The organism is Candidatus Baltobacteraceae bacterium, assembly GCA_036489885.1.
Taxonomy (GTDB): Bacteria; Vulcanimicrobiota; Vulcanimicrobiia; order Vulcanimicrobiales; family Vulcanimicrobiaceae; genus JAFAMS01.
The window spans coordinates 652,271-664,429 of the sequence record DASXEW010000001.1; the positions used below are offsets into that span (position 1 = coordinate 652,271).

The window sequence follows — 12,159 nt, forward strand, 5'->3', positions numbered from 1 at the left end:
CGAAGAGCTGGTTGTTTGCGAGTGCGGACATGCGATCGGAATGCACGACAGTATGGGATGCCGCGCGCTGCGCCCACGTACGTGCACCTGTTCGCGGGATCGGGGCTGGGTGCTCGACGCAGCAGTAGCACGTTCGATTTCGGATCATCGCTCAGTCTTTCCGAAAGCCTAGCAAGCGTCGTTGTAGATCCTGGGACGGGGTAAAAGCCTTCACCAGGAGGTGCCAAACGTGGCAGATATGTCCGACCGACCCGTAGTGGTTCAAGGCGGAGGCGGCACGGCCGGTGTTGCAATCGTCGCCGTTATCGCGATCGCGCTCATCGTTGCAGTCCTTTTGTGGCACCCGTGGGCAACGACGTCGAATACGACGATCATTCAGCCGCCTGCGCAAAGCCAGGGCGCAGCCGGATCGCAAGGCAGTTCGAACGGCTCAACCGGTTCGAGCAACTCGAGCGGCAGTTCGGGCTCAACGAGCGGTAGTGGCGCCGGAAGCAATAGCGGAACGACCAATGGAAGTAGCCACTAGCTCTAACTCGCATTCCCAGCGTTTTTTGCCCGGGCTCTAATTCTGAGTTAAAGCGCTAGCAACAGGCGGGCAGTACGATGAGCACGTCAGACAGAGGAGTCCACGTGTTCATTCGTACTGCCATCGCGGTACTCGTCGCCGCCGCGGTTATACAAACCGGCGCCGCGTTCGCGCAAACGGCACCGCAACCCGCACCGCCGCCGGCTGCGGCCCAACGTCATCATCATTCTTCGCTTTTCAAGGGCTTGAATCTCACGTCCGGTCAGAAAGCGAGGATCAAGGCCATCCATCAGAAGTACCGCGCGCAAAACCAAGGCGTCGCCGATCGCAGTCAGCGTCGTGCGAGCATGCATGCGCAACGGCAAGAAATCATGGCGGTACTGAATCCCGATCAGCGCGCGAAGTTCCAGCAGCGTCTCCAAACGCTACGGGAACGTCATCGCCAAGACCAACAAGTGCCGAGCGCTCCGTCGCCGCAGAGCCGGTAATCTAAGCTAAGGTGCCTGCGATGCGCGTCGCCTCGGCGATTGCGCGCGCCAGCACCGAGCGGATCTTTCCGTCTTCGAGCACCAAGAGCGCACCGATCGTGCACCCGGCCGGAGTCGTGACGTCGTCACGCATAGCCGCCGGGTGCCGTTCGCTATCCTGAACCATCTTTGATGCGCCGAGAACCGTTTGCGCGACCAGCTCACGCGCAACGTCGCGAGGAAGCCCGACGCTAACGCCCGCGTCCGCGAGAGCTTCGATTATAAGGAAGACGTAGGCCGGTCCGCAGCCGCTGATTGCAGTGACGGCGTTGAGATGGTGCTCGGGCAGCTCGATGCAGCGTCCGACGGATTTAAAAATGTCCGTCGCTTCGGAGGCCTGATCTTTGGTTACGTGACGTCCGAGTGCGATGACGGTCATACCTTCGCTCACGAGCGCGGGCACGTTCGGCATGGCGCGGATCACGGCGACGTCGTCGCCGATCGCGCGCTCGAGCGCAGCGATCGAAACTCCCGCGGCTACCGAGATGACGAGTGCATGTTTTTTGAGTCCGGCTTTGCGTAGCCGCTCGAGTGTTGCATCGGTTTGCGCCGGCTTGACGCAGACGAGGACAACGTCGGTTTCCGGTACAAGCTCGTCGTATTCATCGGTTGCCGTGATCGAGAAATCGCGTTCGATGCGCGCCGCGGATTGCGGCGTACGCGTCGCAGCCCAAATCTTGAACGGAGCCGAGCCGGATTGCAGGCCGCGCAGCAATGCCTGGCCGATCGCGCCCGCACCGACGATCCCCAATGTTTTCTTTTTCATGCTCAAGCGCTCTTTCGCCGTCCGCAAGGACGTTCCGTTTGCAAACATGAAGCGCCAAAATACGTGGGGACTGGCCTCGGGATACGCATCGGTATCGACGTCGGCGGCACGTTTACTGATGCCGTTGCAATAGACGCGACCTCGCTGGAGCTGATCGGTCATGTCAAGGTCCCGACGACGCATCGTTCGCCGCAGGGCGTAGCGGCTGGGATCATCGAGGCGCTGCAGCGTTTGCTTTCGACGCACAATCTGCAGGCATCCGACGTGCGCTACATTTCGCACGGTACGACGCAAGCCACGAACGCACTACTCGAGGGCGACGTTGCACTCGTTGGGATTGTCGGAATCGGCGGGGGACTCGAAGGCTTGCGGGCCCGTTCCCAGACGTTCATCAAGCCGATCGAGCTCGCGCCTGGTACGTATCTGCGTTCGATGCGCGAGTTTCTTGCGACGTCGGCGCCGAGCGCAGAGGACGCCGATCGTGCTATTCGCGCGTTGCTTGGACAAGGTGCAGGCGTGATCGTAGCCAGCGGTTTGTATAGCGTTGACGATTCTACGGCGGAAGACACGGTGACGGACGCGGCACGGCGCGCGAATGTTCCCGCGGCTGCGGCCCACCAGATCAGCAAGCTCTACGGTTTGCGAACGCGGACGAGGACCGCCGTGATTAACGCGTCGATCTTGCCGCGAATGATTGAAACGGCCAACAGTGTGGAATCGAGCGTCAGCAGTGCGGGGATCACCTCGCCGCTCATGATCATGCGAGGCGACGGCGGCGTGATGCGAATCGATCAACTGCGCAGCCGTCCGATACTGACGCTGGTCTCCGGGCCCGCAGCCGGAGTGGCTGGCGCGCTCATGTACGAGCGCGTCTCGGATGCAGTCTTTCTGGAAGTCGGTGGAACGAGCGTCGACATTTCGGCGATTCGCGACGGTCGCGTCCAAGTGCGCTACGCGATGCTCGGCGGCCACCGAACGTTTCTGCAGTCACTCGACGTCCGCTCGATCGGAATCGGCGGCGGGTCGATGGTGCGCGTTCGCAACGGAAAGATCGACGTCGGTCCTCGCAGCGCGCACATTGCGGGGCTCGACTATGCGGTCTACGCGAGTTCCGGCGCGTGCGCAAACGCGCGGTTGATCGAATTTCGTCCGTTGCCGTCCGATCCCGAAGACTACATCGCGGTTGACGCCGCAGGTCGACGCTCGGCGTTGACGCTCTCGTGCGCGGCCAACATTGCCGGGTTTGTTCCGGATGGAGACTGGGCGCGAGGTGATGTGGAAAACGCGCGAGTCGCGTTCGGACCGCTGGCTGAACGTTTCGGTTGTACGGTCGATGAGATCGCGCGGGCCGTTATCGATGCAGCGGTTGCGAAGACACGCTCGACTGTCGACGAGTTGGCGGCCGATTACGGCCTGGACCTAAAGCGAATGGTGTTGGTTGGCGGCGGGGGCGGAGCTTCGGCGCTCGTTCCAGCGCTCGCGAAGACACTCGGCTGCGAATTCCGCATCGCGCGAAACGCGCACGTCATCTCGCCTATCGGCGTGGCGCTGGCGCTGGTACGTGACGTCGTCGAACGCATGATCCCGAGTCCCACGCCTCTGGACATCGCGCAGATTCGAGCGGAAGCGGAAGATGCCGCCGTCGCGGCCGGAGCGGCGCGCGAGAGCGTCGAGGTCGATGTCAGCGTCGATTCTCAGCGCAACATCGTGCGTGCCGCTGCCAGCGGAGCGACTGAGCTGCGCGCGCGAGATCTCAGGCGTATGGAAGCCGCCGAAGACGAGCGGCGCAGCATCGCGGCCGAGTCGATGGGCGCAGCGCCCGAGGTCCTCGAGCTGGCGGCAAGCACACCGCAGTTTTCCGTTTATACGGCGCGAATGCAGCCGTCGGGTTTGTTGCGCTATTTCGGATCCGCGAAAGATCCCGTGCGCGTCATCGACCGCGAAGGCGTGATTCGGTTACGCGTGCCGGACGCGCGGATCGTCCCAACGACGATCGCGCAGGCCGAAGATGAGCTGCGTGAGATTCTCGAGGCACTGACGTCGTACGGCGACGCTGGGAAGATGCTTCCCGCGCTGCACTTGCTGCTGCGTGACCGGATCGTCAACTTGAGCGGGATGGTCGATCCGGAGCTCGTGGTCACGATCGCATCCGACCATCTTCGTACGATGAGCGCCACCGAACCGGGCATCATCGTCGCCGAGCATCGCGCGTGACCGCGCGCGCCCTCGCCAAGCGTTTAGGCGCCAAGATTGTCGAGCGCCGCGGGGGGATCGGTGAGGATCGCTGGATCATCTCGGAATTCGATGCACGTGAAAAGACGATCGTGATCTATCTCGACACGCTCGAGATGCTCTCAGAGTTGGTGCTCGTCAACGATTTGCCGTTCGATCCGGAGCATCTCGACGAGATTGCGATCGCGCACGAGTGCTTTCATATGATCTCCGGGAGTTCGCACGGTCCGCAAGGCGAAGAGGACGCGCATAGGTTTGCGCGCGAGCTCCTCGATTTGCCGGCCTCACCGGAGTTGCTCAACGAGCTTTTGAGCCGTCAATCAGGTCAGCCGTGACCGGTGCGCTGCTGCTCGCCGCGATGGCGATCTTCGTCATTCTGATGATGACGAAGAAGCTTGCGACGCCGCTCGCCTTGATGGCGCTTGCGGTAGTCGTCGGGATCATTCTCGGAATCCCGTGGATCGGGAAGCCCGATGATAGTATCCTGGGCGGCATCATCGCAAGCGGCGCAACGGCGCTCGCAGCGACAATCGTCGCGGTAGTTTTCGGGAGCTGGCTCGGCGCCGTCATGGACGAGACCGGAATCGCGCAAACGCTCGTGCGCAAAGCGGTTGAGCTCGGAGGTGATCGCCCGTACGCAGTGGCCTTTGCCGTCTGGTTCGTCGCGATCTTCGTTGGAACGGTTACCGGCAGCGCGCCCGCAGCGATCCTGGTAGGATTGATCGGGATTCCCGCGATGTTGGCGGCAGGCGTGCCGCGCACGGTTGCAGCCTCTACGGTGGTCGTCGGGCTGTGGTGCGGAAATCCGCTTCAATTGCAAACCTGGAAATATCTTTCGCAAGCGATGGGCGTACCGCAAGCCGACGTCGTCGGATTCCTGGTGCGCTATTTCCCGATCGTCCTGATCGGCGGCTTGTCGTTCTTGTTCGTTCAGTCACGGATTTCGGGCCGTGTCTACAATTGGGCCGTGTCCGCGCCGCGAACGCGTCAAGCCGCACGCACGGCGCCATGGTACGCGCTTATCACGCCGGCGATTCCGATTGCACTGGTGCTCGGGAGCGCTGCATTCGGGATTTCGTTCGATGTCATTCCCGCGCTTATCATCGGAATTCTCTACGGCGTGCTGACCACTCGACCACGCGCATTCAATGAAGTGATGCTCAAGACCGCATATCGCGGCCTGGAACTGGCCGCGGCGCCAATGTATCTCTTCATCGTAATCGGGATGCTGCTCACGGCCGTACGCATGCCGGGAATCGTCGACGCACTTCATCCGATCGTCAGTGCGATCGCGCCCCACAATCCGTGGGTGTATGCGATCGGGTTCGGCCTGCTCGCGCCGCTCGCGCTCTACCGCGGTCCTCTCAACATCGTCGGAATGGGAGTTGGAATCGCGGGCGTCCTGCTCGCACTTGGAACGTATCCGGCGCTGCTCGTGCTCGGCACCTTTGCGTCGATCAATGGAATCGTCGGCGTCTCGGATCCGACAGGGACCCAAACGGTGTGGAGCGCCGAATACGCGGGCGTTCGCCCGGAGGACGTGATGCGTCAAACGCTGCCATTCACGTGGGCAACAGCGTTCGCCGGCGTCGTCCTCGCCGTATTGCTCTATTTGCGCTAGACGGCGCGGATCGTGCGGTAGCGCGCCTGCCAAGCTGTGGCGTCGATTTTTTGCGCGAGATCGCTGATGGGCGCGCCGACGATCCCTTCGCGCGCCGCTTGCTCGCCAACCGCAATTGCCACCTTGCGCGAAACGTCACGTAAAGTTGAAACGGGCGGAAGAATCGCGGCGCCGAGCGTCGAGGCGTCGACCATCTCGGCGAGGGCGCTGGCCGCAGCAACGAACATGGCATCGCTGATGACGCGTGCGCGCGTAACGATCGCACCAAGGCCGAGGCCCGGGAAGATAATGGCGTTGTTGGCTTGTCCGATTGTGTACGAGATGCCGTCGTGCAACACCGGATCGAACGGGCTTCCCGTCGCGATCAGCGCGCGCCCGTCGGTCCACTCGACCAGATTTTCCGGAACCGCTTCGGAGAGTGCCGTCGGATTCGAGAGCGGCAAGATGATCGGGCGCGGCGTTCCCTGCGCCATCGCATGCACGACCTCTGCGGTAAACGCGCCGCTTTGCCCGGAGCAGCCGATCAAGACGGTCGGGTGAACGCGACGGACGACTTCGGCGAGCGTGATGCCGCGCTGGGGATCGGCAGTCCAATCACGAACGTCGTCTCGCTTGCGAGCAAACGGCGCCTGGAAGTCGCGAATGTTCGGCATGTCGCGCACCAGCAAACCATTGCGATCGATACACCAGAAACTGCGAGCCGCTTCCTCATCTGTTACGCCTTGCGTTGCGATCGCGCGGCGAATGAGATCCGCGATACCGATTCCGGCCGTTCCCGAGCCGAAGATCACGATGCGCTCGTCGCGTAGCCGGCCGCCCGTTACCTCGAGCGCAGAGAGAATCGCCGCCAGCACGACGCCGGCCGTTCCCTGAATGTCGTCGTTAAACGTGCACAGTTTCGAACGATACTGATCCAGAATCCAACGCGCGTTCGAGGCCGCGAAGTCTTCCCAGTGCAGAAGAGCGTTGGGAAACAGACGGTGCGCGGTCTGCACGTAGCGATCGACGAAGGCTTGATATAGCGCGCCGCGCACGCGTGCATGCCGGTAGCCAAGGTACAGCGGATCGTCCATCAACGACGGGTTGTCGGTCCCGACATCGAGCATTACCGGGATCACGCGCGTCGGATCGATTCCGGCCGCCGCCGTGTAGACGGCGAGCTTGCCGATGCAGATGTCCATCCCGCCGACGCCCCAGTCGCCGATCCCAAGAATCGCTTCGGCGTCGGTTGCGACCAGCAGGTCGATGTCGTCGCTTGACGCGCCGGCATTGCGCAGCGATTCTTCGAGCAGCTCCGGGTGTTCGATCGAGAGAAACACCCCGCGTGGGCGTTGATACTGGCGGCTGTACTGCTGAATTGCCGTTCCGACCGTCGGTGTGTAGACGATCGGAAACATCTCGACGACGTGTTGACCGAACAAGTAGAAGAACAACGTCTCGTTGCGATCCTGCAGCGCGGCAAGAAACTGGTTCTTCGCAAGATCGTTCGGCAGACGTGAGTACATGTCGTACAAACGAGCTGCTTGCTGCTCGATCGAAACGACGGCCGGCGGCAGCAATCCCGTAAGTCCCAGAGCGGCGCGCTCCACGTTCGTGAACGCAGTCCCTTTGTTGATCGCCGGGAGATGTAAAACATCCGATCCACGCGCGGAGATTTCGAATTCCCCGCGGGCATTCGTTGTATACGGTCGAGCTGCGGGCACCCCGTTCCCTACGAGACGCTAGCGGCTATTGCCTTGAGCTCCTTGATATCGAGATCGCCGACCAGCGCAAAGGTCAGGCCGGCGTTTTTCCACGACAACAGCGTCGTCGAACCGTCGTTCATATAGAGCGCATCCCGGTTCTCGATCTTGATCGGAACGGGCTTCGTGTGTCCGAAATCTGCCGTAACGTTTGTGGCATTCTCGAAAAGCGAAAGCGAACGTACCCCGTCCGAATACATCAGCTGCAACGTCTTCACGCCCTTGACGATCGTTACGTCGGCGCTCACAACCGTGAATCCCTCCGGTAGATAGCGCGGGCTTGCCGGTGTAAATCCCGCATCTTTGACCACGCGTTCGATATCGGTTGCGTTTGATGTCGGCGTTTGGTTTTCGACGACGTGATAGCCGGCCGGGATCGGCGTCGAGAAAAGCGTATTCGGCATGGCTTGCGTGTAGCGAACGTTCTCGAATTGCGTGCGCGATCCGATCGTCCCGTCGGCGCGATACGTTTCCTTTTGCAGGATCAAGTGCGTTTGAGCATCGATCCAGACGCGCATCACGCGCACCCCGGTGAAGCGGTTGACGAGCGCGCACGGAATCGTCGGCCGGCCCGCGACGATCTCCGGCGCGGCGATTATCGGACGGTAGTTCGCCAAGAGCAGTGCGAGGTTTCCGTTCGTGATCGTCTGCGGATCGAACGTCGGTCCATGCGAAATGACGACGCGCTGATGTTGCGCGTCGTACGAAAATGTTTCGGCGCCGTGAATGACGACGCTGTCGCCGTACATCTCTTGGGGCGCGAGGTAGAGCTTGTGAGTTTGATTAGGCGCGAGGTGTTCTTCGCGCGCGATCGTCGCGACGGTGCCGGACGGCCCGAAATGGATCGTCTGCACTTGCGCCATGTAAGAGATTGACTGGCGCGCGTGCATTGCGTCGCTGAGCAGCTCCGTGGCTCGCGCGTCGTCTTGATTCGGATTTGCCGAAGTAGCGGCTGTCGCGCTCGGCGCCGGTGTTGCGGCGCCCGCGGAACAAACTCCGGCGATGACCGCAGCTAGGCCGCTAAGATACGCAAACGTTAGCGCTTTAGCGCGACGCATCAACGGCTTGCATCACCGGTACGCCGTCATTCGTCGAGTTCAGCGACGACAAAATGACTGCGCTCCGGTCACCAAGCGGATTCTCCTGTGCCCGAACGTCATGCTCTTGCAGATAATAGCTGACGGGGAGCCCAGCGCTCTGCGACGCCGGCGGCGACAAGACGGGCGTGAGGAAGAAGGCGCCGGCGGCGATGGCAGCGGCGAACGGAACGATCACGATCGGACGCAAGAACTTATGCAATGCATGCCAGCGATTTGGGCGCAGGTCCGCGATGCGTGCCATGATCGCGCTTTGCATGCCCAGCGGAAGATCGAGCTCTTCGGCCCGCGCGACTGCGCGCAGCCGGTCGGTTATGGTTGCCTCGACGTTGAGTTCGTGCTTGCATTCTTCACACGTCTCGAGATGTGCTAGTACGCGAGCGTCGTCCGCGGGGCCGAGCTCGTGGTGGAGGTAGTCGATGAGTAGGTCGCTCGTGAGATGCTGCATTATCGTGATTGAGAACGCTCGTTTTCTTGTTGAACCAAACGCCGAAGCAGTGCGCGAGCACGATGAAGCCGAGACCGGACCGTTCCGATCGAACACCCCATTATGTCCGCGATTTCCTGGTAGCTGTATTCCTCGATGTCGGCTAGTATGATCACTTGTCGTTGGTCTTGCGAAAGCTTCCGCAGAGACCGTGAAAGCGGTTCGGAGAGTTGCCTGTCGACGTATTCCTCGATTGGGTCGACGGCGAGCGGGCGCTGGCCACCGAATTCCTGGGGAGCGTTGTCTTCAGGTATCTCCTCTTGGAAACGTCCCTTTCGCCGTCTTAGTTCGTCGCGATAGAGGTTTGTGACGATTCTATAGATCCAGGAGAGGAACGAGGTGCCTGGTTGGAACGACCGCCAAGCCCGGTAGACGCGGATAAAGGCCTCTTGCGCGAGATCACGCGCGTCGGTTTCGTTTCCGACGAGGCGGAACGCGAAGTTATAGGTCGCCTTCCCATACTGCTCAATCGCCCGCTCGACGAACGCCGTCTGTTCCGCCGACGGGGGCTCGGGCCTCTTTCGGGGCTGTCCCACGGTCAGGCTGATTCTGGGGCCCGAGAAGTGGCCCCCTCGCCCCGACAGGGGCAGCCGTCATGCGGGTACGAATGGCAAGACCCCCCAGCCGCCGTTCGAGTACGCTCAGGACGGCTTCTCCGTCCTTAGAAGCAGATAATGATTTCGACGAAGGTTCCGCTCGAAAATAGTGATACGGTCGACTCGATCGTTTCGCTTTTGGTGCGCTTTCCAGAGATCTCGTCGCTGTGGTCGCATCCGACCGACGGGACGTTGCGGCTTACGTACGTCGTCGCACGACGGCTGACCAGGCTCGAGCAGCGGGAGCTTGCTGCGGTGCTCGACGATCACGTCCGTGCGTTCGTTGCGCTCGAGGGGCGGGATGTGAGCACGATTAGCGTGCGGTGCGAGACGGACCACGCGGTGACGTTCGTTCACTGCACGCGTGATTCGGCGTCCTTCACACGCGAAGAGCTGTTGCTGCAGATAGGCGTGCTCAGTGCGCGCTATGGCGACGCTCTCGTGAAGAATCCGGTCGAAGAACAAGACGAAGAAAACGCGGAGCTCGAGGACTTGCAAGTCGAGCACGCGATCGATGCGATGCGCGATCCGGATCAAAAGCGTTCGCTCGTCGGATATCGCGACGAACGGCGCGTCATGGTGTATTTCGTAAAAAATCGCAAAGCGAAGGCTCCGGCGCGCCGATAAGCAACGCGCTCAACGTTCTCGTTATAGGCGATGTCGTCGGCTCACCCGGCCGCGAGACGCTGAAGCGTTGCCTGCCGTCGACTCGCGAGCAGCATCAAATTCATTGCTGCATTGCCAACGGTGAAAATGCTGCGGGTGGATTCGGCTTGACCGTTCCGACGGCCCAAGAGATGTTCAGCGTCGGCGTCGACGTGATTACGAGCGGCAACCACATTTGGGACAAGCGCGAGTTTCGTTCGCACCTCGAGGACTCCGATCGCATCATCCGCCCGGCTAATTATCCGCCCGGCACGCCCGGCCGCGGCTCGACGACGATCGACGTCGACGGCGTCCGCGTTGGCGTGCTCAATCTGATGGGCCGCGTATTCATGCCCACGGTCGACGATCCGTTTCGCGTCGGGCGTGAGCTCGTCGACGAGCTGCGCGAAGCGACGCCGATCATCATCGTTGACATGCACGCCGAAGCGACGTCCGAAAAAATGGCGATCGCTCGGTTCTTCGATGGTCAAGTTAGCTTCGTCTACGGGACGCACACACACGTGCAGACCGCAGACGATCAAGTTTTTTCCGGTGGGACGGCCTATCTGAGCGACGTCGGGATGACCGGACCGACTGAAGGCGTGATCGGAATGGAAGCGGCCGGAGTCATCGACCGCTTCACGACTGCGTTTTCAGAACGGTTCAATGTGGAGAAGGGAGGTTTGAAGCAATTTTGTGCGGCGGTTGTCGCAATCGACCGCACAAGCGGCAAGGCCCTCGATATCAAACGCATCTTTCTCCGAGGGATCGCATGAATGAAAATCCCGGCACACCTCCGTCCCGAAGTCCCGGAACGCACATCCTCAAAGTCTCCGCACAGAGCAACCCGAACTCGGTCGCCGGCGCGCTTGCCGGCGTACTGCGCGAGCGTGACACCGCCGAACTGCAAGCCATAGGCGCCGGCGCTACGAACCAAGCCGTGAAGGCAATCGCCATCGCTCGCTCGTACCTCGAGGCGAGCGCTTACGATCTCGTGTGCGTGCCGGAATTTATCGACGTGCAAATCGACGGAAAGGAACGAACCGCCATTCGTCTCGCAGTCGAGCGTAGATCCAAATAGATCTTGCTCGTCGATTTTCACTCGCATACACGCAATAGCGATGGGAGTCTGTCGACCGCCGAGCTGGTCGAGTCGATGGACCGGCGCGGCGTCCGCATCTTTTCGATCACCGACCATGACACGACGCGTGCGTACGGTGAGCTGCCGGAATCACGCGCGCAGATCGTCCCGGGCATCGAGATCAACACAACCCGCGACGGTGTCGACATTCACATTCTCGGCTACGCTTTCGACCCGTCTTCCGCGGCGCCGATCCATGCCACACTCGAGGCAAATCGCCAAGCCCGGACCGTACGCATCAAAACGATGATCGAGCGGCTCGCGCGTGCCGGCTACCCGCTAACGGAAGAGATGGTCGCTGCGGAGGCCGGCGGTAGTGAATCCCTTGGCCGGCCGCACGTAGCAAAGGCATTGGTCCGCTCCGGGATGGTCAAAGACGTGCAGACCGTCTTCAATGATCTGGTCGGGCGGGACGGCCCCGGATACGTCCCTTCGGCGCATATCACGGCCCCGGAGGCGATCGAGGCGATTGCGCGCTCGGGCGGCGTCCCGGTCCTCGCCCATCCTGGGCGGCTCTCCGACTACTCGATCATCGACGAGATGGCCGCGCACGGCGTTGTCGGCCTCGAGGTCTTCTATCCATCGCATACCCCACCGATGATCGCTCATTTTCGAGCCCAAGCCGAGCGTCTCGGACTGGTCATGACAGGGGGCTCTGACTTCCACGACTCACGCTGGAATTCAAGCGTGGTCGGCATGGACGTCGAAGAGGGGGATATCGCGCCGTTTCTGGAGCTAATCGGCCGATAAAGTAATTGTTGTCCAGGCCCCCATCGGGG

General features: G+C 61.4%; 13 protein-coding genes. 8 read left to right on the plus strand and 5 right to left on the minus strand.

From position 1 onward, the window contains the following. Positions 1-238: 238 nt before the first annotated feature. Entirely contained in the window at positions 239-526 is a 288-nt protein-coding gene (locus VGG22_03095) for a hypothetical protein (GenBank protein HEY1727349.1), read from the plus strand. 86 nt (positions 527-612) lie between these two features. Here VGG22_03095 and VGG22_03100 read toward each other — a convergent pair whose 3' ends face one another. Beyond that, entirely contained in the window at positions 613-948 is a 336-nt protein-coding gene (locus VGG22_03100; protein HEY1727350.1) for a hypothetical protein, read from the minus strand. A gap of 67 nt (positions 949-1,015) precedes the next feature. Beyond that, entirely contained in the window at positions 1,016-2,002 is a 987-nt protein-coding gene (proC, locus tag VGG22_03105) for a pyrroline-5-carboxylate reductase (GenBank protein ID HEY1727351.1), read from the minus strand. Here proC and VGG22_03110 point away from each other — a divergent pair. From VGG22_03110 to VGG22_03120, 3 genes are read left to right on the plus strand one after another with little or no spacing between them, the layout of a single operon-like run. Then, positions 1,883-4,033 (plus strand): hydantoinase/oxoprolinase family protein, encoded by a 2,151-nt coding sequence (locus tag VGG22_03110; GenBank protein ID HEY1727352.1) that lies wholly within the window; start codon positions 1,883-1,885, stop codon positions 4,031-4,033. The genes proC and VGG22_03110 overlap by 120 nt on opposite strands. Further along, positions 4,030-4,386, plus strand: a complete 357-nt coding sequence (locus tag VGG22_03115; protein ID HEY1727353.1) for a hypothetical protein — start codon at positions 4,030-4,032, stop codon at positions 4,384-4,386. The genes VGG22_03110 and VGG22_03115 overlap by 4 nt, the downstream gene beginning before the upstream one ends. Next, positions 4,383-5,672 (plus strand): hypothetical protein, encoded by a 1,290-nt coding sequence (locus tag VGG22_03120; protein HEY1727354.1) that lies wholly within the window; start codon positions 4,383-4,385, stop codon positions 5,670-5,672. Before VGG22_03115 ends, VGG22_03120 begins: the two co-directional genes overlap by 4 nt. Here the strand turns inward: VGG22_03120 and VGG22_03125 are convergent. Genes VGG22_03125 through VGG22_03135 form a run of 3 tightly spaced genes read right to left on the minus strand, consistent with a single transcriptional unit; the run spans position 5,669 to position 8,959 of the window. Beyond that, complete coding sequence (locus VGG22_03125) at positions 5,669-7,375, minus strand: NAD-dependent malic enzyme (protein HEY1727355.1); 1,707 nt, start codon at positions 7,373-7,375, stop codon at positions 5,669-5,671. The two genes, VGG22_03120 and VGG22_03125, sit on opposite strands and share 4 nt — an antisense overlap. Before the next feature lie 8 nt (positions 7,376-7,383). Next, the gene (locus VGG22_03130) at positions 7,384-8,472 is read right to left on the minus strand and encodes a DUF4367 domain-containing protein (GenBank protein ID HEY1727356.1); all 1,089 of its coding nucleotides are present in this window, start codon (positions 8,470-8,472) and stop codon (positions 7,384-7,386) included. After that, positions 8,459-8,959, minus strand: a complete 501-nt coding sequence (locus tag VGG22_03135) for a zf-HC2 domain-containing protein (protein ID HEY1727357.1) — start codon at positions 8,957-8,959, stop codon at positions 8,459-8,461. The genes VGG22_03130 and VGG22_03135 overlap by 14 nt, the downstream gene beginning before the upstream one ends. Positions 8,960-9,672: 713 nt before the next feature. Here VGG22_03135 and VGG22_03140 point away from each other — a divergent pair. From VGG22_03140 to VGG22_03155, 4 genes are read left to right on the plus strand one after another with little or no spacing between them, the layout of a single operon-like run. Continuing rightward, complete coding sequence (locus tag VGG22_03140; protein HEY1727358.1) at positions 9,673-10,221, plus strand: hypothetical protein; 549 nt, start codon at positions 9,673-9,675, stop codon at positions 10,219-10,221. A 23-nt stretch (positions 10,222-10,244) separates the two neighbouring features. After that, on the plus strand, positions 10,245-11,015 hold the full coding sequence (locus VGG22_03145; protein HEY1727359.1) for a TIGR00282 family metallophosphoesterase: 771 nt from the start codon (positions 10,245-10,247) through the stop codon (positions 11,013-11,015). Beyond that, on the plus strand, positions 11,012-11,320 hold the full coding sequence (locus VGG22_03150; GenBank protein ID HEY1727360.1) for a stage V sporulation protein S: 309 nt from the start codon (positions 11,012-11,014) through the stop codon (positions 11,318-11,320). Before VGG22_03145 ends, VGG22_03150 begins: the two co-directional genes overlap by 4 nt. Positions 11,321-11,323: 3 nt before the next feature. Then, entirely contained in the window at positions 11,324-12,130 is an 807-nt protein-coding gene (locus tag VGG22_03155; protein HEY1727361.1) for a PHP domain-containing protein, read from the plus strand. Positions 12,131-12,159 lie beyond the last annotated feature (29 nt).

What these genes read in the sequence shown, in the direction of transcription:
- VGG22_03095 (HEY1727349.1), top strand. Translation starts at nt 239, where the DNA reads ATGTCCGACCGACCCGTAGTGGTTCAAGGCGGAGGCGGCACGGCCGGT.
- proC (HEY1727351.1), bottom strand. Translation starts at nt 2,002, where the DNA reads ATGCGTCGTCGGGACCTTGACATGACCGATCAGCTCCAGCGAGGTCGC.
- VGG22_03130 (HEY1727356.1), bottom strand. Translation starts at nt 8,472, where the DNA reads ATGCGTCGCGCTAAAGCGCTAACGTTTGCGTATCTTAGCGGCCTAGCT.
- VGG22_03135 (HEY1727357.1), bottom strand. Translation starts at nt 8,959, where the DNA reads ATGCAGCATCTCACGAGCGACCTACTCATCGACTACCTCCACCACGAG.
- VGG22_03140 (HEY1727358.1), top strand. Translation starts at nt 9,673, where the DNA reads ATGATTTCGACGAAGGTTCCGCTCGAAAATAGTGATACGGTCGACTCG.
- VGG22_03150 (HEY1727360.1), top strand. Translation starts at nt 11,012, where the DNA reads ATGAATGAAAATCCCGGCACACCTCCGTCCCGAAGTCCCGGAACGCAC.